Origin of the sequence: Kitasatospora sp. Root107, from assembly GCF_001424875.1 — a bacterium.
GTDB lineage: Bacteria > Actinomycetota > Actinomycetes > Streptomycetales > Streptomycetaceae > Kitasatospora.
The window spans coordinates 1-20,628 of the sequence record NZ_LMCT01000022.1 but is presented as its reverse complement, the minus strand read 5'-3'; the positions used below and the strand labels follow the sequence as shown (position 1 = coordinate 20,628).

Below are 20,628 nucleotides of genomic sequence, written 5' to 3'. Positions count from 1 at the left end.
CCAGGATGGGGCCCATGCTGAGCACTCTCCTCGCCTTCCTCGGCGCCTGCACCCTGATCGCGGCCTCACCCGGCCCGAGCACGATGCTGATCATCCGTCAGTCCCTGCGCAGCCGCCGGGCCGGATTCCTCACCGTTCTGGGCAATGAGACCGGCGTCTTCGTCTGGGGTGTCACCGCCGCGCTCGGGCTCACAGCGCTGCTGGCGGCGTCCCAGCTGGCGTACGACAGCATGCGGATCGCCGGTGCCGTGACGCTGGTCGTCTTCGGTGTGAAGACGCTGCTGGACGCCCGCGGCGAGCAGCGACCGGAGGAGCAGCAGGATCCCCTGACAGCGCGCTCCGGCTGGAGTTCCTACCGCTCGGGCCTGCTGCTGAACCTCGCCAACCCCAAGGCCGCAGTGTTCGCGATGTCCTTCCTCCCGCAGTTCGTGCCCGCGGGCGCCCCGCATCTGCCCACCATGATCGGCCTGGCGGCCGTCTGGGCCGTCTTCGAGATCGGTTACTACGGCCTGTACGTCTGGTTCGTCGGCCGGATGAAGAAGGTCATCTCCCGAGCCACGGTCCGCAAGCGCCTCGAACTGGTCTCCGGCTCTGTGCTGGTCCTTCTCGGTGTTCGGATGGCCATCGACGGCTGACTAGTCCTGGCCCAGCTCGGTGGCGTGCGCCCGGGCGAGCAGCAGGTAGCCCTGGCCGTTGACCTTGATGCCGGAGCGCTCGTCCTCGGTGAGTTCGCGCTTGACCTTGGCGGGCACTCCGGCCACCAGCGAGCCGGGCGGCACCTGCATGCCCTGCGGAACCACCGCGCCCGCCGCCACCAGCGAACCGGCGCCGATCCGGGCGCCGTTCAGCACGGTGGCGCTCATCCCGACCAGGACGTCGTCCTCCACGGTGCAGCCGTGCAGCACCGCGTTGTGGCCGACCGAGATCCGCTCGCCGAGGACCGCCGGGAAGTCCGGGTCGGCGTGCACGGTGCAGTTGTCCTGGATGTTGGTGTCCGCGCCGACCGTGATCGACTCGGCGTCGCCGCGCAGCACCGCGCCGTACCAGATGCTCACGCCGGGGCCGAGGGTGACCGATCCGACCACCACCGCGTTGGCGGCGACGAACGCGGTCGGGTCGACCTTCGGCGTCCGGCCGGCGACTGCGGCGATCAGGGGCTCTGCCATGGGTGCTCCGTTGAACGGTCCGGTGGGGTTACCCGGTCACCGTACAAGGCAGTTGATCAGCACTCAGCCGGTGGGTGCGGCGAACTCGGGCTGGTCCAGCAGCCGGAGCCAGCTGCCGTCGGGCTGACGGCGGACCACCTGCGCGCGGGCGCCGGAGCCGTCGGCGGGCGGGGTCGAGGTCAGCGCGATGCCGTCGCTGACCAGCGTCGGCAGCGGCTGCTCCGGCTGGAACCGGGGCCGGTTGGCCAGCACCTTGGCCCACAGCTCGCGGATCGCCTCCCGACCCACCGTCAGACTGCCGGGCGGGTAGGCCAGCACCGCGTCCTCCTCGTAGAGCGCCGCCACCCCGGCCGCGTCACCGGCGTTCGAGCGCTCGACGAAGAACCGGGTGAGGTCCTCGGGTCGCATCGCCTTCTCGTACGCCTGGTACTCCGTCATGGCTTCCTCCGGGTGTTCGGTGCTGGTTGACCTCCAGCTTCGTTCGGGCCGGTCGACAAGTCCAACAGCTGGTTCGGATCAGAACTAGAATCCGGAGTCATGGAACTGAGACAGCTGGAGTACTTCGTCGCGGTCGCCGAGGAGCGGAACTTCACCCGGGCCGCCGAGCGGGTGCACATCAGCCAGTCCGGGGTCAGCGCCCAGATCCGGCAGCTCGAACGCGAGCTGGGCGCCGAGCTGTTCGACCGGTCCACCCGTACTGCCACCCTGACCGTGGCCGGGAAGGCCGCCCTCGAACATGCCAGGGCCGCGCTGGCCGCCGCCGGTGCGGTCGGCCAGGCGGTCGGCGAGGTGACCGAGCTGATCCGGGGCCGGCTGACGGTGGGCATGGTGGTCGGATGCACCGTCACCCCGCTGTTCGACGCACTGGCCGGTTTCCACCGCGCGCACCCCGGGGTGCAGCTCTCGCTGCTGGAGGACGGCTCGGACCGGCTGGTCGAGGAGGTGCACTCCGGCGCCGTCGATCTGGCCCTGATCGGCGCCGCGGCCACCACCCCCGCCGGCCTGGAGGCACTCACCGTGATCAGCGAACAGCTGGTCGCCGCCGTACCCCCGGGGCATCCACTGGCCGACCGGAGCAGCGTGACACTCCGTCAGCTGCTCGCCCACCCGGTCATCTGCATGCCACCGGGCACCGGCCTGCGGGCGGTACTCGACCGGGCCTGCGCCGGGCAGGGCGTCGAGCCCCGGATCGCCCTGCAGGCGAGCGCGGCGGACGCGATCGCCGACCTGGCCGCCCGGGGGCTCGGTGTCGCGGTGCTCAGCGCCTCGATGGCCGCCCACTACCGCGACCGGCTCACCCCGGTCGGCATCGAGGACGTCGACACGCCCGCGCTGCTCGCCCTGGTCTGGCGGGACACCCGCAACCCCGCGCTCCGCGAGCTGCTGGCGCACAGCCGACGGGCGTTCGGCAGCTGACTCAGCTTCCGGCTGCGGGGGAGAGCAGCCGGAAGCGCTTGACCACCACCAAGGTGTCGTCGTCGACCGTGAAGTCCGCACCGAGCTCCGCGCGGATCTCCGGGCTGTGCCAGAACTCCTCGTGTCCGGCCCGCCACTGGGCCACCGACTCGTCGCCCTCGCCCTCGTCCACGGCGTGCCGGAGGTCGATGTCGGCGAGCCGGACCACCCGGACCTCGGTGAGTTCGATCGCCGCGACCCGGCGGCCGGCCGAGTCGATCACCGCCGACCGCGTACCGGCTTCCGGCAGCGGCTCGCCGTCGTACTCGTAACTGGCCACCAGGGCTGAGGTGGTGGTCTTGGCGCCGGACAGGATCGCTGCGACGAGTTGGTCGCGCAGCGGGCCGGGGAAGGCGAACTCCACCACGGGCAGGGTTTCGAGGTCCATGCCGCGCAGGCTACCGACCGGCCGGGGCGAAAGCCCGTCAATAATCAGCCTGCCGTACCGAACCGGGCCAGGTAGTGCCAGACCTTCTTGAGGTCCTGCGGATCGTGCTCCCCGGTGGCCACCGCCGCGCCGAGCACGCGGGGGTCGAGCCACCCGTCCTCGGCGATCGTGGCGCCCAGCTCGACGTACTCGGCGCCCCGGTAGTCCGGGTGGCGGCGCAGCTCGGTGACCGCGAGCCGGTACCCCGGGTGCCACTCGACCGGGCAGGGCAGCCCGGCCGCGTCGGCCTCGACGGCGGTGCCCCGGAAGCTCGGGTCCAGCACCAGGGCCTCGACGTCGCGGTCCAGCCGGACGCCGCCGTGCACATGGGCCTCGACGTAGTCGTCCAGGGCGTCCTGCTCGTCGGCCTCGGCCAGTTCGACCAGGGACATCCGCGCGGCGGTGCCGAAGTCGGCCGGCTCCAGGAAGCTGTCGGGGTAGCAGAAGCTGGTCCGGGCGAGTGCCTCGGCGGTCAGCCGGAGGTGCGCGGAGCCGAACCTCGGGGCGGCCCCGGCCGGCTGGTGACGGAAGTTCAGCGCGCCGTACACCGGGCGCTGTTCGGCGGGTGCGGAGTCGTACGCACCGCCGAAGATCCGGCTCTCCCAGTTCCAGCGGTCGCCGCCGGGGTGGGCGGTCAGGCCGCCGTTGCTGGTGCCGGTGACGAACTGGGAGCGGTAGGCGCCGTCCTCGGCCAGCGCGCGCAGGATCGGGCGGCCGCCCGTGAAGGCCCGGTCCGGGTGGAAGTTGAGGGTGACCCTCAGGCCGACGGTCAGCGGCCCGCCGGTGGACCGGGCCGCGACATGACGGAGCGCCAGCTCCGCTGCGGTGACGGTCATCGGGCGGCCAGGGTGGCGAGCTCCTCGGCGGACAGTCGCAGGGCGCCGGCCGCGATGTTCTCCACCAGGTGGTCGGGGTTGCCGGTGCCGGGGATGGCGAGCACGTGCGGGCCCTGGGCCAGCGTCCAGGCGAGCCGGATCTGGGCCGGGGAGGCGCCGTGCGCGGCCGCCACCGCGAGCAGTTCGGGGCTGTCGGTGCCACCCACGCCGCTCTCCTTGCCCTCCCCCGCGATCGCGAAGAACGGGACGAAGGCCACACCCTGCTCGCCGCAGCTGCGCAGCAGCTCCTGCTCTGCGGCGGCGGCGCCGAGCCCGAACCGGTTCTGCACGCAGACCACCGGCGCGATGGCCTGGGCCTCGGCCAGCTGGGCGGCGTCCGCGTTGGAGACGCCGAGGTGGCGGATCAGGCCGGCCGCCCGCAGCTCGGCCAGGGCGCCGTAGTGCTCGGCGAGCGGGCCCCGGCCCTGCATCCGCAGGTTGACCACGTCCAGGTGGTCGCGGCCGAGCTGGCGCAGGTTCTCCTCGACCTGACCACGCAGCTGGTCGGGCCGGGGCCAGTCCAGCCAGTCGCCGGAGGGGCCGCGCCCGGGGCCGACCTTGGTGGTGATCACCAGGTCGTCGGCGTACGGGGCGAGCGCCCGGTTGATCAGCTCGTTGGCGGAGCGCAGCGAGGAGAAGTAGAAGGCGGCGGTGTCGATGTGGTTGACGCCGAGCTCGACGGCCTTCCGGAGCACGGCTATCGAGCGCTCCCGGTTGCTGGGGGTGCCCAGGTCGAAGGCGGCGCTGCCGGTCAGCCGCATCGCGCCGAAGCCGATCCGGTTGACGGTCAGGTCGCCGAGGGTCCAGGTGCCGGAGTCCGCTGCAGTGATCATCCCGGGATGATGCCACATGCCATGAGCACGGCGACAGGCAGCGCGGGGTGCACTGGCAGCGGCCGTACACCTTGAAGCCGTATCATCTGGCTGCGCCGGACGGTGCCCTGTGAGCCCGGCGGCGCCGGTGCGACGACGGGGCGGCGCGCCCCGGTTTCCGTGAACAGAACAGGACCAGAGCTGATGCGCACCCTCCCCCAGATAACCGCGGCGGGTGCCCGGTGATCGAGTGGTTCCACGCCGCCGTACTCGGCCTCGTCCAGGGCCTCACCGAATTCCTCCCGGTGTCCTCCTCCGCCCACCTGCGGGTGTTCTCGGCCCTCGTGGGCTGGCAGGACCCGGGGGCGGCCTTCACCGCGGTGACCCAGCTGGGTACCGAGACGGCCGTGTTGATCTACTTCCGGAAGGACATCGCGGCGATCGTCTCGGCCTGGGTGGTCGCGCTCTTCAAGCGCGAGCGGCGCAGCGACCCGAACGCCCGGCTCGGCTGGTTCGTCATCCTGGGCACGCTGCCGATCGGTATCTTCGGGGCGCTGTTCCAGGACAGCATCGAGACCACCCTGCGCGACCTGCGGGTGATCGGCACCACGCTGATCGTGTTCGGCGTGATCCTGGCGATCGCCGACCGCACCCGGGCAGTCCGGCACGCCAAGCCGATCAGCGAGCTGACGCTGCCTCACGCCATCGCGTACGGGCTGGCGCAGTCACTGGCGCTGATCCCCGGGGTGTCCCGCTCGGGCGGCACGATCAGCGCGGGCCTGCTGCTCGGCTACAGCCGGGAGGCGGCGGCCCGGTACTCGTTCCTGCTCGCCATCCCGGCCGTGCTGGCATCCGGGGTGCTGGAGCTGTTCAAGATCGGCGAAGGCCCGGCCCCGGCCTGGGGGCCGACCATCCTGGCGACCCTGATCGCCTTCGCGGTCGGCTACGCGGCCATCGCCTGGTTCCTGAAGTACATCTCCAGCCACAGCTTCATGCCGTTCGTGATCTACCGGGTGCTGCTCGGCATCCTGATCATCGGCCTGGTGACGGCGGGCGTGCTGGCGCCGGACGCGGGCGTCCCGGCCAAGTAGCGACCCCGGTGGCGCCGTCGCTCAGCTCCTGGCCGACCGGCGGCGCCACCAGATCACGCCGCCGACCGCGACCAGCAGGACGGCGACCGTGCCGATGACGATCCCGCCGTTGCCCAAGCTCTTCTCCGTCGACGTCTCCAGGACGAGCGTCACATTGGCTCTCGCACTGGGGACGGCCTGCGACGGCGACGGACTCGGCGTCGGGCTGGGGCTCGGCGAAGGGCTCGGGCTGGCGGCGGCCAGCGGGGTGGCACCGGGAGCGGCCTTGGCCAGCTTGAGCACCGGGGCCGGGTTCTTCGGCTCGCTGCCGCCCTGCGGGACCTCGATCCAGCGGTCCACCTGGGTGTCGGTGTACAGCACCAGGGTCTTGAACACCACCTGCTGGGCGTCCGGCAGCTGACGCACCTTCACCTGGTACTCGGCGTTCTTGCCCGGTGCCAGACCGGGCCCGGCCAGCGAGAAGCCCTCGGCCCCCGGCTTGAACGTCCAGCCCTCCGGGGCCTTCACCAGACTCACGTCGGCCGGCGCGATCCCGGCCGGCAGCACCACCTGCACCTCGTCGATCCCGGCCGTGTCCGACTCCCCCGCCGCCTTGAACGAGAGCACGGCGTCCACCGCCAGCGCCTGGGCCTGCTGGGAGGTGACCCCGGTGTGCGCGAACGCGGGGCCGCCGAGCAGCACCACCCCGGCCAGAGCGGCTATCGGCGTGGCGACGCGGGCGAGCGAGCGGTAACGGATCATCAGCGGCGAGGCTCCCGGGTTCGGGCGGGCGGAGGGCCCGTCCATCATGCCAGTCGCCCCGCGCTCGTCGGCCCGAAAGCGCGACCTTGCTTCAGTGCCCGGTCAGGCGCCCGCGGATGACCGCGTGCAGCTCGGCCTCCTCGGCCGGATCGGCGGCCAGTCGGCGCAGCCGCTCCAGCACCCGGACGTCGCCGGTGGTGGTGACGTGGCGGGCGGCCAGCTCGCGGGTGGCCTCCTCGCAGTCCCAGAGGCACTCGACCGCTATCCCCCGACCGAAGTGCGGGTCCGTGACGGCCAGCGCGCGGGCGGCCCGGCCGCCCCCCCTCGCCGTAGACGTGACGCAGGGCGGGGACGGCTCCGGCGGCGGCCAGCCGCCCCACACCGTCGACCAGGGTGCCGAGGCCGGCTCCGGTCACGCCACGGACCGAGATCCACTGGCGCAGCCCGTCGACCACCAACGGCCCGTCGGCCGGGTCGCCGGCGTCGGCGAGCAGCTGGACGGCGACCTCGCCGAGCGCGCTGTCGGCGCCACCGGTGGCGGGGTCGGCCCAGCGGCGGGCATGAGCCAGCGCGGCCGGGCCGCGCATCCGGCCGAGCACCGACAGGGCCGCGTCGACGACCCGTTCGTCGATGTCGGCGGCGGCGGCCTCGATCAGTTCGGCGGCGTCCGGATCCTGCTGGTCCACCAGGTAACGGAGGGCGGCCGTCCTGGCGCCGGGCGAGCCCGTCCGGGCGGCCTCCAGCACCGTCTGCCGGTCCTCGGGACGCACCACGGCGGCCAGGCAGCGGGCGGCGGCGGCCGCGCGGCGCTCGGCGGAGCCGCCGGGCTCGGCCTGGTCCGCCCAGGCCAGCACATCGGTGGTGCTCCAGCCGGGGGTGATCCCGCCGCGGTTCATCTGCCGCTGCCACAGGTCGAACGGGGACTGCTCGCTCGCGGCGGCGATCCGGGGGTGGTGCGCGGCCCACAGCCGCCATGGCCGGGGCTCGTATGCAGCTCTGATCGCGGCCCGCAGCCCGGCGTCACCCTGCGGGTCGGCCGGGAAGCGGCCGAGCACCGAGGGGGCCAGCGAGAGCAGGCTGCGGTCGTCGTCGCGCAGCGCCAGCTCGTCCAGCGCCCAGGCCCAGTTGGTGCCGACCGCGACATAGCCGCGCAGCAGGTCCAGGGCGTCCCGGCGGCCGTACGCGGCCAGGTGGCCGAGCACCGCCAGGGCCAGGCCGGTCCGCGACTCGTCCGGCTCGAAGACGTCCTCCGTGGCGTGCAGGTGCTGCTCGAGCCCGCTGAGCGGCGCCTCCAGCTCCATGAAGAGGCGGGCGTAGTAAAGGGAGCGGTTCTCGACCTGCCAGTCGGCCCTGGGGTCGTTGGTGACGCACTCCTCCAGGGCGGTGATCGCCTCGTGACGGTCGGCCGCGAGCGCATGCAGCTGTCCGTCACCACGGCCTCGCTGGAGGAGGCCGAGGAGGCTGGCACTGGGCGCTATCACTGGCTCGAACATGACGTCAGCATCCGTTGCGGCGGTCGTGGTGGCAACGGGATTTCCGTCGCCGGGGGGTCTGATGGCTCCTGCAAGGGCGCCCGGGCGCCGGAATCACCGAAGGTTACCGCCTGGGCGCCCCTTACGCACACAGGACCGATCAGGTCCGTGCCCGGACCCCGTCGCCGCATATGCCAATGGAAATTCCGTGAAGGATTTGCCGTAACCCCTCACACCCGTCCCGCCCTCGTGGCAGAGTCTTTCCACCGCCGCACGCCCTGGGCGTCCTCCTTGCCCATACCTACGTGAGGGGTAGCGATGAGCACTGCCGTCTGGGACCTGCGCACCGACCAGGTCAGCTGGCAGCCCGAGGTCTACCGGCTGCTCGGCCGTGATCCAAGGCTCGGCCCGCTCAGCCTCGACCAGCTGCTCCGGGCGGACCGGCCCACGCTCCGCCGGGTGGTCACCTCCGCGCTGCTGCGCGGGCAGGCCGAATCCGGCCTGGTGCCGATCGAACAGCCCGGCGACGAGCCGCGCCACCTCCAGGTGACCGGCGTGCCCATGCTCGACCAGGACGGCCAGGTGACCGCCCTGCGGATGTCACTCCGTCAGCTCGCCTGAGCCTCGGCAGCTCTACGAGGCTCTGCTCTACGAGACTCAGATCTCCCGGCGGGCCTCGGGCAGCACCGCGTGGATCTCCGCCCGCAGCTCGGCCACCGCCGGCACGCCCTGGTAGCGGCTGGACAGCCGGTACATCTCGCGCAGCCGGTCCCAGGTCCGGGTCGAGGAGGTCTGGCCGATCGAGTTGAGCGCCAGCTTGGCGTGCGTCAGCGCCCCCTCCGGCTCGCCGGAGAGCCAGTAGACCGAGGCCAGGGTGATCTCGTCGAGCAGGCTGGAGCGCTCCCGGCCGGTGGTCGCCCGCAGGTCCATCGCGCGCTGCGCGTGCCGCTCGGCCAACCGGGCCGCGCCCGGGTCGTGTTCGGCCAGCGTCCGGTAGACCAGCGCCTGCATACCGTGCAGCTCGGCCTCGTTGAAGGTGGCCATCCAGGTGGGCACCGCCAGGTCGCTGTGCTGGACGAACAGCTCCTCCGCCTCGCCGAGCACCCGGCGGGTGGCATCGGCCCGGCCGAGCGCGGCCTGCGCCCACGCCTCCACGGTGTGCAGCATCGCCCTGGTCTGCGGCAGCATCTGATCCCCGCTGCTGGCCCGGGCCAGCTGCATCAGCTCCAACGCGTCGTCGGCCCGGCCGAGATGGAGCATCTGCCGGGCGGCCCGGGAGATCGCCTCACCCGCCCGCGGCCGGTCGTCCGCCTCCTTGGCCGCCTGCGCCGCGATCACGAAGTACCGCTGCGCGGTGGGCTCCAGACCCACGTCGTGCGACATCCAGCCGGCCAGCACCGCCAGGTTGGCGGCCACGATCCAGAGCCGCTGCTTCACGTCGGGCCGCAGGTCGTGGGTGAGCAGCCCGCCCACCTCGTTCAGCTGGCCGACCACCGCCTTGCGCTGCAGGCCGCCGCCCCGGGAGGCGTCCCAGGCCCGGAAGACCTCCACCGACCGCTCCAGCGCGGTCACTTCCTCCGCGCCCACCGGGCCCGGCTCGTACACGTCGATGACCGGCCGGGGCCCGCCCTGGGTGATCACTCTTCGGAGGCCCGGCCGTTGGACTGCGGCCGCCACGTCGGCGCCCCGCATCCAGTCGTAGAGGTTGTCGCCGATGACGGCGCCCGCGGCGAGCGCGGTGCCCGCGCCCACCAGTCCGCGTCGGTTGAGCATGAGGTCCATTCCCGTGAACTCGGTGAGGACTTCAGCCGTCCGATCCGACTCCCAGGGTTCTGCTGACGGCGTGCTGCCGGACCTGGTGGGCCGGTGTCGTTCCAGACCGAGGTCCTCAGTGGTGACGACACGGCCGAGCCGCTCGGTGAACAGGGCAGCCAGTAGTCTCGGCACCGGATCGCGGGGGATCTCCCCCTGCTCCATCCAGCGCCGCACCCGCGAGGTGTCGGTGGACAGCTGCTGCTGACCCATCGCCGCACCGCGCCGGTTCACCAGCCTCGCCAACTCGCCCTTGGACCAACCGGTCAGGGCGAACAGGTCGGCGAATCTGGCGTTCGGCCCCTTGCTCACGTGAAGCCCCCAGGAATCCTCGGCTGCTCTCGACCCTAGTGCGCTGGCATGTGCCGCGCGACCATTCGCCACGCTTCGCCAGGGTCCGCCACATGGTGCACCAGTGCTGACCGGGTGTCAGGTAGAGATGCGCCACCCCGACTCCGGGTCGGAAGGCCCGAAAACGGCTCAGGGACTGCCCTGAGCAGCCGTCAACGGACTTTCCGGGGCCTCATCCGAGGGGGTGGCGCGGCAGGGTGGCGCACAGGCGCCGGGCATGGCCAGGGCAGGCGCCACGGCACGCACTCCCCAGGGTGCGGGTCGTGACGGCTAGTCAAGTTCCGTGCCCGGCGCCTGCGCTCCACCCCTCCGCCCCGGCGGTGCACCGCGACGGTGCACACCTCCGCCACCCGGGGCAGTCCGTAGCAGACACCGGCAGAGGCCAGCCGCCGGCCAGGAAGGGACCCTCACCACCCCATGTACTCCTCAGCGACCACCGGCACCCCCACCCAGACCCGTACCGCGCTGCGCCCCCCCACCGCAGCCGGCGGTCGCCCCGGTCAGGGCCCTGCCCCGTACCGCGACCCGAGGGCGCTGGCCACCGCACGCGGCCTGCTCCCCCGTCAGGCCGACCAGCTGGCGGCCCGCAACGGCACCGACCGGCTGAACCGCGGCCGCGCCCTGGAGGCCGCCACCGCCGACCGGCTCGACCCGGCCGCCCTGCAGACCCCCGCGGTACGGGCCGCCCTCGCCAACATCTCGCGGATATGCCCTGGCTTCCTTCCCCGCCAGGTCCTGCGGGAAGGCAGCCGACACATCCTGATCGCCGGCACCATCGGCCGGGCACCCGTGGTCGCCAAGTGCCTCGCTCCGCAGGCGCTTCGCAGCGAGCACGCCGAGCAGTTGATCGAACGTTTCCACCACGAGGTCTCGGTCTACCGGGCCTTCGTCCGGCACCGTCCGCCGGTCCGGCTGCCCCGGCTGGTGGCCGCCGACCACGAGCGCTGCGTGCTCGTGATGGAGCGGGTACCGGGCCGTCAGGCCGCCCGCGAGCGGCACCCGGTGAGCGCGCCGACTCCCGGCGAGCTGCGCGCCGTGCTCGGCTCGATCCGCTCGCTGAACCTCTGGCGGCCGCCGACCGACGTGTTCGGCAAGCCGCTCGACTACCAGCTGGAGATCTCCCGCTTCCACTCGGTCGGCCAGCTCACCGACCGGGACGCGAGCGACCTGCGGGCCCTGCTGCACGGCCTGGCCGGCAGCCCGCTCCAGCTCTGCCACGGCGACGCGCTGCTCGGCAACATCCTGCTCGCTCCGTCGGGCCCGGTCCTGGTCGACTGGGAGCAGGCCGGCTGGTACCTGCCCGGGTACGACCTGGCGGTGCTCTGGAGCGTCCTCTCCGGGGACTCCGCCGCCCGCCGCCAGATCAGCCAACTCGCCCAGTCCGGCGGGACGGTGGCGCGGGACGCGTTCCTGGTCAACCTGGTCCTGGTGCTGATGCGGGAGATCCGCCTGCACGACGTCCCGGGCGCGGGCGAGGAGCAGCGCATCATGATCCGCCGCCTCTACGACGACGCCGCACTCGCCCGCCGGGCGGTCCGCACCGCGGTCGGGACCCGCTGAGGCACGCCTTTTGCAGGGCGCTCGGTTGCACTGTCCAGGGGCTCGGGGAACTGCGAGGAGATCTGGCGCCGGGGTCACGTACGAAAGTGCCTGACCATTTACGTACGGATCACCTTGCAAGGGTCGGCGTCGCCGTTCCCCGAGCCCCTGGCGGGTGCCGACTTGGCGCAGTTGCCTCAGCCCAGGTGGGTGTGGGCGAGGCTGTCGAGGACGATGTCCTCGGGCGCGAGGTGGGTGCGCCCGCTGAGGACGTCGCGGAGGTAGCGCTCCAGGGGGTGGCGGCGGCTGAGGCCGGGGTTGCCGGTGAGGGTGACGGCCTGTTGGACGGCTGCGGTGGCGGTGCGGTTGACCAGCAGCTGGGCCGCCCCGGAGCGCGCAGCGGCCGCCTGGTCGCCCTGGTCCACCCGGGCGGCCAGGCCGTACAGCAGTTCCTCGGCGCCGATCAGCGAGGCCTCGATCTCGGCCACCGCCGTGCGGTACCGGGGCACGGTCGCCAGCGGCTCGGTCAGATTGGCCGGAGTCCGCTGGCCGAGGAACCGAATCAGCCACTCCTGCGCGGCCCGGGCGACGCCCAGGTGCACGGCCGAGAGGGCGAGTTCACGCCAGGCCCGGTCCAGCCGGTCGGCGGGCGGCTCCTCGGCCGGGGTCCCGGCCAGCCCGACCACCGCGTCGGCGGCCACCGCGACATCGGTCAGCAGCACGTCGTGCCCGGCACTCGCCCGCAGACCCAACTGGTCCCAGACCGGATCGAGTTCGATGCCCGGACTGTCACCGCGGACCAGGAAGAGGCCGGTCCGCGGAACCGTCTCCTCGGTCCGGGCCCGGACCGCCAGCCAGGCCAGCGCCTCGGCGCCCGCGCAGAAGGTCTTCCGGCCGGTCAGCCGCCAGCCGCTGCCGTCCCAGCGGGCCACCGTGGCCAGCCGGCCGCCGGGCTCCGCGCGCAGCGTGTTGACCAGGGCGGGGCCCCGGCGGGATTCGGTCAGCAGCCGGCGGTAGACCCCGGCCGGCCAGCTGCCGTTCCTGGCCTGCTCGGCGTGCTGGAGCAGGGTGAAGGCGGTGAGCACCGCCACCGAGGCGTCCCCGCGCCCGAGTTGGGCGAGCAGCCGGACGGTGTCGGCGAGCGTGCCGCCCGGGCCGCCGTAACGCTGACCGATGGTCAGGGTGAGCAGCCCCGCCTCGTGCACGGCCTCGATGCCCTGGTACGGGAAGGTGGCGTCCCGGTCGTGCTCCTCGGCCCGGGCCGCCAGCAGGTCGACCACCCGGGGCAGCCGGGCGAGGGCGTCCACGACGGGTGAGGTGCCATCAGTGACGGTCATGAGCTGGTGCCTCCGGGCGGCAGCGTGGTGCGCGGCGAACTGCGGGCGAGCGCACCGGCGGCGGCGCGCGGAACCGTAGACGGCGACCTCGCATAGAACGGCTGGATTCAGCCGGAGGCGGGCCGCCGGAGGAGTCGACTCCCCCTCAGCGGCCCGGACACGCCGCGCTCGCGGTACGCCGCAGATCGAGATAGCTGCGCCGGGTCAGCAGCAGGCGAGGACACGACATGCTGGTGACTGTACGAAGCGTTGATCAATACCGTCAAGCAGAGTCTGGCCGGAAATCAGCCCTGCTGGAACATGTCCGCCGGGAGCGGCTTGAGCAACTGGTAGAGATCGTCCGCAATCGGCCGGTCCCAGGAGGCGATGGTGACCTGGACGCCGTCGCTGCGGCCGAACTGGGCGCAGAACACCCGCTCCTCGCTGACCTTGACCTTCCGGACGATCAGCAGGTCGTCGCCGAGCATGACCGGAAAGTCCTCGGCCGAGACGAACTCGACCGGCTCCTCGTGCTCCAGCGCGGTGAGCAGCTGGCGGATCTCGAACGGGACGCCGTCCTCGGCGTCCCGGGCCGGCGATCCCTCGGGCAGATTCCCGATGAACATCGCGGGGCCACGACCGCCGAACAGGTCGTACCGCAGGAAGATGCCCTGACAGGAGCCGTCCGGGCCGCTCATCATCATGGCGCCGAAGTCGCCCGGCCAGTCGCCCGGGTCCATCGCGAGCACGTCGAAGTCCGGTCCCGCGGGAGAGCCGGAGCGGCGGCGGAGAAATGACATGACACCATCGTACGGTGCGGTCACGCCCTGCTCACGGGGCGGGTGGGTGCCCCGAGCGAGATCCACGCTCAGAGACCAATGTTGACTCTGAGCAACCGTCCGGGCTACGTTCGGTTCAGCACGACAGCCGCTGTGGGCTCGATCCACCGGGGGGCGGTGTTGTCGCAGCGCGCCCGCGTGTGCGTTCCCTCATGCACATCGTCGTGCGACACCCGAGTCACCTGCACAGGCACTTTCCGCTGTCCACCGACCGTCGAGTAGCGTCAGGCGCAGAGCAGCACACACAACACCCATAGACCAGGTTCGCGGGGCCCCGGCCCGTCGCAGCTCGTGAACCTGCCCGGGACACCGCCGCGTGGGGGCGTGCGGATCCCGGGAACCCGGCACCGGTCTCCGAGTCGCTCTCGGAGCCGAAGCCACGCCTCCCGGCGACGGCGCACCCTGGTGCGTCCGGGGTTCTACCTCGGGAGGGGGTCCGGCACTTGTGCCCGGACCGCACAGCAGGCGCCGTGCCTGGACGCGTGGGGGCGTTGGGCACGGCGTCTGTCTGCTTCTTACTGTGGGCCGTTACTTGTCGAACAGTCAACGACTATCGGACCATCAGATTTCTTTCCGGTGCCGACTGCCGTCCCGCCGAGCTGACGAAGTAGGAGTCAGCGTGGGTCGAACTCGCCGTCCCGCGCCCCAAGAACGAACGCCCGCCACTCGGCCGGCGTGAAGACCAGCACCGGCCCGTCCGGCTCCCGCCCGTCCCGCATCGCGATGTACTCGCCGACGAAGGCGATCTGTACTGCGCCGTCGCCCTGGTCGCTGGAGAGCCACTCCGCCCCGGTGAGGTCCAGCTCCGGCTTCGGGCCCCATCCCTGGGCCGCCGCCCCGGTCTCGCTCGCCACACTGGTGCCACTGTCGGCCGCCACTGGATGCTCCTCCCTGTCGAACGTGGCCCCAGCCTAGTCAGCCGGGCCCGGCCTGCACCGGCTTGCCGCTTTCGCCCCTCCACACGGGGCCGGATAAGTCGTTCCGCCCCGCCTGCGACACGTGCTGTGCTAGGGCCGGGCGGATCCGGTCGCGACCGGGGTACGGCTGCGAGAGTGTTGTTCCACGCCCCGTCAGAAGACGTCCCGTCAGACCGTGTACCGCAGAGGCCCCGAGGAGCAGTCATGGAACGCCGGGAGGACTCCCGGGCCGATGTGATTCCCATCTCACAGGCCCCGTCCGCGCCGCACCCCGGCGAGCCGGATCCCGAGGTTCCGCGGCACCCCCGGGCGGCCGGGCTCGGGCGGGTCGGCGTGGTGCTGGTCTCGCACAGCCAGCGGCTGGCCGAGGCGGTCGCCGCACTGGCGGTCGGGCTGACCAGGACCGACGACCCGGCGGCGGTGGCCGCCACCGGGGGCAGCCTGGCGGACGGGCTCGGTACCAGCGCGGTCCTGGTGGCCGCGGCGGCCCGCCGGGTGGACCAGGGGCACGGGGTCGTGGTCCTGGCCGACCTGGGCAGCGCGGTCGGCACCGTCCGGGCGCTGCTGACCGACGCGGACGAGCACGGACTGCCGTTCCCGGTCCGGCTGGCCGACGCCCCGTTCGTGGAGGGGGCGGTGGCGGCGGTGGCCACCGCCAGCGCGGGCGGGGACCTGGCGGCGGTGCTGGACGCGGCCGAGGAGATGTACCGCCAGCGCAAGCTCTGAGCCCCCGATTCCTCCTTTCCCGCACCGGAGTTCACGAGATCCGCACGTCGGCGGTGGTCACGCCGATAGCATGCGGCGCAGTGCGCCCGAGGCGGGGAGGCCGCGGGCCGACGGTGGGGGGAGCTTGAACATGCGGGTGGTCGTGACCGGCGGAGCCGGTTTCATCGGAGCCAACCTCGCCCGGGCCCTGCTGGCCCGTCCCGAGGTGGACCACGTGGTCGTGGTCGACAACCTCAGCACCGGCAGCAAGGCCAACCTGGCCGGTCTGGACGTGACCCTGCACGAGGGCACCATCCTGGACCCGGCCCTGCTGGACGACGCCTTCGCGGGCGCCGACGCGGTGGTGCACCTGGCCGCGCTGCCCTCGGTGCCGCGCTCGGTGGCCGATCCGCTGGCCAGCCACCACGCCAACGCCACCGGCACCCTGGAGGTGCTGGAGGCGGCCCGCCGGGCGGGCGTCGGCTACCTGGTGGCGGCGTCCTCGTCCTCGGTCTACGGGGCCAACCGGGAGCTGCCCAAGCGGGAGACCATGCGGACGGCGCCGATGAGCCCGTACGCGGTCAGCAAGCTGGCCACCGAGGCGTATCTGACGGCCTACCACCACTGCTACGGGCTGGGCGTGCTGCCGCTGCGGTTCTTCAACGTGTTCGGCCCGCTGCAGCCCGCCGGGCACGCGTACGCGGCCGTGCTGCCCGCCTTCCTGGACGCGGCGCTGGCCGGGCGGCCGCTGACCGTGCACGGGGACGGCGGCCAGAGCCGGGACTTCACCTACGTCGGTACGGTCACCCAGGTGATCAGCGAGGCGGTGGTCCGCCGGGTGGTGCACGCCGACCCGGTGAACCTGGCCTTCGGCACCCGGACCACCCTGCTGGAACTGATCGACGAGATCGGCTCGGTGCTCGGCCTGCCGCTGGCCGCCGAGCACGTCGAGTCCCGGCCCGGTGACGTCCGCGACTCGCAGGCCGACAACAGCCGGCTCCGGGAGCTGTTCCCCGAGGTGGTACCCGTGCCGCTGCGCGAGGGCATCGAGCGCACCGCCGAGTGGTTCCGGACGCTCTGATCCCCGGTCGGGCCGGGTCGCTGACTCCGGATCAGGCCGGGTCGCCCGTCGGCGGGGTGAAGGAGAACACCGTCTCGGCCTTCCCCGCCAGGGCCAGTTCCAGCCGGTAGCGGGCGTAGTCGTCCAGCTCGGGCAGCTCGGTCGGGGCGAACCAGGCCACCTCCAGCGACTCGTCGTCGTTCACCCGGGCGTCGCCGGAGACCTGGCGGCAGCGGAAGGTCAGGTCGAGGTACTGGGCCTGGTCCCCGTTCGGGTAGCTGAGCAGCGGCGAGACGGTCACCGAGGCCAGTGCCTCCGGCTCGACCACCAGACCGGTCTCCTCGAACACCTCCCTGACCAGCCCGTCGGCGGGCTGCTCCCCCGGGTCGAGGATGCCGCCGACGATCGACCAACGACCGGAGTCGGAGCGGCGGTTGAGCAGCACCCGGCCCTGCTCGTCCCGGACCACCGCCCCCACGCCGGAGAGCCAGAGCGGACGGGTGCCGACGACGGAGCGCAGCTCCGCCAGGAAGGAAGGAATGGCCATGGCCCGACCCTATGCGTTCGCGAGGTGCCGATGACCTCCCAGGACTCGATCCGGAACCTGATCACGGGTCTGTCCAAGGCCAGGAACGTGATCCAGGCCGGCCGGATCGACCGGCTCACCATCTCCGCCGTACCGACCGGCCGCCCCGTGAAGTCCGGGCTGCCCGCCCACAGTCCGAATTTCGCCGGACGACAGGACGAGCTGAGCACGCTGCTGGACCTGCTCACGCCGGACCGGATCGAGCCACCGGGCACCGGGCCGGAGCCGGAGCCGGAGCCCGAACAGACCCTGGAGGAGCTGGCGGCGGCCCGTGGGTTGGAGCCGTGGTCACCGAACCGACCGAACGACGACGGCTCCGAACTGACCTGGCGGCTGAGCACCCCGGACGGCCGGTTCGTCCCGGTCCCGGACAACTTCCGGATGTTCGCCCGCCGGAGCCCGTCGGGTCAGCTGCTGCCGCTGCCGCACGTCCTGGTCGAGGCGCCGGGCGCGGCCACCCCGGCGGCGGACGGGCCCGAGCCGGTACCGGACCCCGCTTCGGTGGTGCTGGTGACCGGGCCCGGCGGGGTCGGCAAGACCGAGCTGGCCCTGCAGGCCGCACGCCGGGCCCGGGACCGGCAGCTGTTCCCGGGCGGCGAGCTGTTCGTCGACCTGCAGGGCTACCGGCCGGACCGGAGTCTGCAGCCGGCCCAGGCGCTCGGTGTGCTGCTGGTGGCACTCGGCGTGCGCGAGAGCGACCTCCCCACCGGGCAGCCGGAGCGGGAGCAGCTCTACCGGTCGATGCTGGCCGAGCGGGCGGCCGGGGGGAAGGCCGTGCTGGTGCTGCTCGACAATGCCGCCTCGGTCGGACAGGTCGGCCCGCTGCTGCCGGGCGACGGCCGGACCCGGGTGCTGGTCACCTCGCGGAACTCCTTCGCCCTGCCCGGTGCGCAGGTGCTGGAGCTGACCGCACTCGACCGGCAGACAGCGCTGGAGATGCTGAAACTGACCGTCCGGACCCTGCTGGGCCGGTGCGACAGCCGCTTCGAGCGGGATCCGGTGGCGGCCGAGCAGCTCTCCTCCTTCTGCCAGCACCTGCCGCGGGCGCTGGTGATGGTCGGTGCCCTGATCGCCCAGGACGAGGAACTGTCACTCGGTCAGCTGGTGGCCGAGCTGGCCGACTTCCGGACCCGGCTCGACGACATCGCGGACGACCAGGAGACCCTGCGGACCGTCATCGAGCTGTCGTACCGTCACCTGCCGGAGGACCAGGCCAGGCTGCTCCGCCTGCTCGCCCTGCCCGGCTTCCCGGTCAGCACCGCCGACGCCGCCGCGTTGAACGGCTCCTCGGAGAACGCCACCCGGCGGCTGCTGCGGGCGCTGGTCAAGGCCCATCTGGTGGAGGGCAGCGGACACCAGGAGGGGCGCTGGCAGCTGCCCCGGCTGACCCACCTGTTCCTGCACGGGCTCGCTGCGGAGGGAACGGACCATCAGGAGGCGCTGACCCGGTTGGTGCTGCGTCAGGTGCGGCACCTGCACGGCGCCGTCCTGGATCTGACCGCCACCGCGCCCCGGGCCGGGCGGCCGGTCCCGGTGCTCCGGGCCACGGCCCTGCAATGGCTGGACGACCACTGGCCGGCCGCCGCCCTGCTGGCCATCGGTGCCGGGCCGCCGGATCTGCGGATGCAGCTCTGCCGTGACCTGGCGACCTACTTCGAGCGGCGGCACCTGCCCGAGGATGCGCTGCTGATCGCCCACGTCGCCGTGCTGACCGCCCGGCAGCTGCCCACCGCCGGGCCGGCCCCGGAGGTGGCGGAGCAGGTGCAGTCCGGCCGACTGCTCCGGGACGCGCTGAACGGGCTCGGGCATGCGCTGATCAGCTGCCACCGGCCGGCCGAGGCCGTCGGCTGCTTCGAGGAGGCCGCTGCACTGTCCCGGGCCGACCTGGACGCGTTCGGCGAGGCCCGGGCGCTCTCCCACCTCGGGCAGGCGCTGAGCGACCTGGAGCGGGACGACGACGCCCTGACCGCACAGCGGCAGGCCGTCTCGCTGCTCACCGGGCCGGAGCACGCCGACGCACTGGCCACCGCCCGGCTGCGGCTGGGCCACAGTCTGCGCGCGGCTGGACAGCCGGAGCAGGCCCTGGAGGAGTTCCGGGCGCTGCTGCCGCAGTCGCACCAGGACGTCCAGGCCGAGGCCGAACGGGGCGTCGCCGACGCCCTGTTGGAGCTCGACCGGCCGGGCGAGGCGGTGACCGCGCTGCGTGCGGCGCTCCACCGCTACGAGGCGCTGGAGAACGTACTGGCCATGACGACCACCCGGCTCCGGCTCGGCAAGGCACTGATCGCGGCGGGTGAGTCGGCCGAGGCGGTCGCGGTCCTGAAGATCGTCGAGCTGTCCGCCGCCATGAACGCCGACCACTGGCTGACCGCCCGCGCCTGGCTCCAGCTCGGCCGCGCCTTCCACCGGCTGGAACAGCCGGACCGGGCCAAGGAGTTGCTGGACCACTCGGCCGCCCTGGCGGTCCAGGAGGGCGACGCCGCGCTGCTGGTCGACCTGGGCCATGCCTACCAGTACGGCGGGCAGGGGCTCGCGGAGGCCGTGGACGTCTGGATGAACGCCGCCGTCTGCCTGGCCGCCGTCGGCGACCTGCCGAAGGCCCGGTCGGTGCTGACCCAGCTGGCCGACGGTCTGGCGGAGGGCGAGGTGGACCCAGAACTCCAGGCGCTGATCCCCGAGTTGCGGGAGGCCGAGCGCCTGCTCGGCGAGCCCTGAGTCAGTCTCCCCGAGGGGCCATCGGCCGGGCCGGGGAGCCGACCACCGTGCCGGCCGCCGGCACGTCCCGGGTGACCACGGCGGCAGCGCCGACGAAGGCGTACCGGCCCAGGCGGCGGCCTTGCAGCACCACGGCGTTGCTGCCGACCGTGGCGCCCTGCTCCGCGTGCACCGAACCGGACACGTTGCCGCCCGGATAGACCGTCACCAGGTCGGCCAGCACCGTGTCGTGGCCGACCGTCGCATTGTAGTGCACCTGGCTGTGCGCGCCGATCCGGACGCTGCTGGAGACGTACGCGCCGCCCATCACCAGGCAGCCGGGGCCGAGTTCGGTCTCCGGCGCGATGATCGCCCTCGGGTGCACCAGCGTCACCGCCCGCCCACCGAGGCCGTCCAGCAACGCGGCCAGCCGGGCCCGCACCGCCGGATCGGCGATCCCGATCAGGTACTCCGCCCCGGCGGCGAGCTCCTTCGGTGCCCGCACCGGCAACCCGCGCACGGTGCCGCCCTGCGCCCGGTCGTCCAGAAACCCGGTCACCGGGACACCGGCCGCGAGCGCGGTGTCCAACGCCTCCCGGCCGACACCGCCGGCCCCGACGATCCACAGGCTCATCTCACTCCTCGTCAAGTTGCACTATCCAGGGGCTCGGGGCTCTGCTGACTTGCGGCTCCGCCGCGTGGGCGAGGAGATCTGGCGTTCGGGTCACTGCGAAAGTGCCTGACCATTTACGCACGGATCACCTTTTTCG

General features: G+C 72.9%; 20 protein-coding genes and 1 pseudogene. 8 read left to right on the top strand and 13 right to left on the bottom strand.

All coding sequences use genetic code 11. The annotated features are described in order from the left end of the window. Positions 1-14 precede the first annotated feature (14 nt). Positions 15-635, top strand: a complete 621-nt coding sequence (locus ASC99_RS19875; RefSeq protein WP_057233931.1) for a LysE family translocator — start codon at positions 15-17, stop codon at positions 633-635. Here the strand turns inward: ASC99_RS19875 and ASC99_RS19870 are convergent, their stop codons facing one another. Further along, the gene (locus ASC99_RS19870; protein ID WP_057233929.1) at positions 636-1,166 is read right to left on the bottom strand and encodes a gamma carbonic anhydrase family protein; all 531 of its coding nucleotides are present in this window, start codon (positions 1,164-1,166) and stop codon (positions 636-638) included. It lies immediately after the preceding gene. 63 nt (positions 1,167-1,229) lie between these two features. Then, positions 1,230-1,604, bottom strand: coding sequence for a nuclear transport factor 2 family protein (locus ASC99_RS19865; protein WP_057233927.1), 375 nt, complete (start codon positions 1,602-1,604; stop codon positions 1,230-1,232). 99 nt (positions 1,605-1,703) lie between these two features. Between ASC99_RS19865 and ASC99_RS19860 the strand changes: the two genes are divergently transcribed. Continuing rightward, the gene (locus tag ASC99_RS19860; protein WP_057233925.1) at positions 1,704-2,582 is read left to right on the top strand and encodes a LysR family transcriptional regulator; all 879 of its coding nucleotides are present in this window, start codon (positions 1,704-1,706) and stop codon (positions 2,580-2,582) included. 1 nt (position 2,583) lies between these two features. Here ASC99_RS19860 and ASC99_RS19855 read toward each other — a convergent pair whose 3' ends face one another. From ASC99_RS19855 to ASC99_RS19845, 3 genes are read right to left on the bottom strand one after another with little or no spacing between them, the layout of a single operon-like run. Next, positions 2,584-3,009, bottom strand: coding sequence for an ASCH domain-containing protein (locus tag ASC99_RS19855; RefSeq protein WP_057233923.1), 426 nt, complete (start codon positions 3,007-3,009; stop codon positions 2,584-2,586). Positions 3,010-3,053: 44 nt separating this feature from the next. Beyond that, on the bottom strand, positions 3,054-3,884 hold the full coding sequence (locus tag ASC99_RS19850) for a DUF3626 domain-containing protein (RefSeq protein ID WP_057233921.1): 831 nt from the start codon (positions 3,882-3,884) through the stop codon (positions 3,054-3,056). Then, a complete protein-coding gene (locus ASC99_RS19845) occupies positions 3,881-4,756 on the bottom strand; it encodes an aldo/keto reductase (RefSeq protein ID WP_057233919.1) in 876 nt (291 codons plus the stop codon). The genes ASC99_RS19850 and ASC99_RS19845 overlap by 4 nt, the downstream gene beginning before the upstream one ends. Before the next feature lie 224 nt (positions 4,757-4,980). On the opposite strand from ASC99_RS19845, the gene ASC99_RS19840 reads away from it, so the two are divergent. After that, positions 4,981-5,826, top strand: a complete 846-nt coding sequence (locus ASC99_RS19840) for an undecaprenyl-diphosphate phosphatase (protein ID WP_057233998.1) — start codon at positions 4,981-4,983, stop codon at positions 5,824-5,826. A gap of 21 nt (positions 5,827-5,847) precedes the next feature. On the opposite strand, the gene ASC99_RS19835 is transcribed toward ASC99_RS19840, so the two are convergent. Next, a complete protein-coding gene (locus ASC99_RS19835) occupies positions 5,848-6,567 on the bottom strand; it encodes a DUF1775 domain-containing protein (protein ID WP_057233996.1) in 720 nt (239 codons plus the stop codon). A gap of 91 nt (positions 6,568-6,658) precedes the next feature. Continuing rightward, positions 6,659-8,060: pseudogene (locus tag ASC99_RS19830) on the bottom strand (HEAT repeat domain-containing protein). A gap of 297 nt (positions 8,061-8,357) precedes the next feature. On the opposite strand from ASC99_RS19830, the gene ASC99_RS19825 reads away from it, so the two are divergent. After that, positions 8,358-8,660 (top strand): hypothetical protein, encoded by a 303-nt coding sequence (locus tag ASC99_RS19825; protein ID WP_057233917.1) that lies wholly within the window; start codon positions 8,358-8,360, stop codon positions 8,658-8,660. 36 nt (positions 8,661-8,696) lie between these two features. On the opposite strand, the gene ASC99_RS19820 is transcribed toward ASC99_RS19825, so the two are convergent. Beyond that, positions 8,697-10,163 carry a hypothetical protein gene (locus tag ASC99_RS19820; protein WP_057233915.1) on the bottom strand — a complete coding sequence of 489 codons (1,467 nt, stop codon included), beginning with the start codon at positions 10,161-10,163 and terminating at the stop codon, positions 8,697-8,699. 456 nt (positions 10,164-10,619) lie between these two features. Between ASC99_RS19820 and ASC99_RS19815 the strand changes: the two genes are divergently transcribed. Continuing rightward, positions 10,620-11,762 carry an aminoglycoside phosphotransferase family protein gene (locus tag ASC99_RS19815; RefSeq protein WP_082598473.1) on the top strand — a complete coding sequence of 381 codons (1,143 nt, stop codon included), beginning with the start codon at positions 10,620-10,622 and terminating at the stop codon, positions 11,760-11,762. 176 nt (positions 11,763-11,938) lie between these two features. On the opposite strand, the gene ASC99_RS19810 is transcribed toward ASC99_RS19815, so the two are convergent. From ASC99_RS19810 to ASC99_RS19800, 3 genes are all read right to left on the bottom strand, one after another. Further along, positions 11,939-13,078, bottom strand: a complete 1,140-nt coding sequence (locus tag ASC99_RS19810; protein ID WP_057233912.1) for an acyl-CoA dehydrogenase family protein — start codon at positions 13,076-13,078, stop codon at positions 11,939-11,941. Positions 13,079-13,362: 284 nt separating this feature from the next. Further along, positions 13,363-13,857 (bottom strand): hypothetical protein, encoded by a 495-nt coding sequence (locus ASC99_RS19805; protein ID WP_057233910.1) that lies wholly within the window; start codon positions 13,855-13,857, stop codon positions 13,363-13,365. A gap of 653 nt (positions 13,858-14,510) precedes the next feature. After that, entirely contained in the window at positions 14,511-14,750 is a 240-nt protein-coding gene (locus ASC99_RS19800; protein ID WP_057233992.1) for a DUF397 domain-containing protein, read from the bottom strand. Between the two features lie 267 nt (positions 14,751-15,017). Here ASC99_RS19800 and ASC99_RS19795 point away from each other — a divergent pair, with 267 nt between their 5' ends. Then, positions 15,018-15,539, top strand: coding sequence for a hypothetical protein (locus ASC99_RS19795; RefSeq protein WP_082598472.1), 522 nt, complete (start codon positions 15,018-15,020; stop codon positions 15,537-15,539). Between the two features lie 130 nt (positions 15,540-15,669). Then, positions 15,670-16,599, top strand: coding sequence for an NAD-dependent epimerase/dehydratase family protein (locus tag ASC99_RS19790; RefSeq protein ID WP_057233908.1), 930 nt, complete (start codon positions 15,670-15,672; stop codon positions 16,597-16,599). A 31-nt stretch (positions 16,600-16,630) separates the two neighbouring features. Here the strand turns inward: ASC99_RS19790 and ASC99_RS19785 are convergent, their stop codons facing one another. Then, positions 16,631-17,125, bottom strand: coding sequence for an NUDIX domain-containing protein (locus ASC99_RS19785; RefSeq protein WP_057233906.1), 495 nt, complete (start codon positions 17,123-17,125; stop codon positions 16,631-16,633). A gap of 30 nt (positions 17,126-17,155) precedes the next feature. Here ASC99_RS19785 and ASC99_RS19780 point away from each other — a divergent pair, with 30 nt between their 5' ends. Next, positions 17,156-19,879 carry a tetratricopeptide repeat protein gene (locus ASC99_RS19780; RefSeq protein ID WP_157531640.1) on the top strand — a complete coding sequence of 908 codons (2,724 nt, stop codon included), beginning with the start codon at positions 17,156-17,158 and terminating at the stop codon, positions 19,877-19,879. Position 19,880: 1 nt separating this feature from the next. On the opposite strand, the gene ASC99_RS19775 is transcribed toward ASC99_RS19780, so the two are convergent. Beyond that, entirely contained in the window at positions 19,881-20,492 is a 612-nt protein-coding gene (locus ASC99_RS19775) for an acetyltransferase (protein ID WP_057233901.1), read from the bottom strand. Between the last annotated feature and the right edge of the window lie 136 nt (positions 20,493-20,628).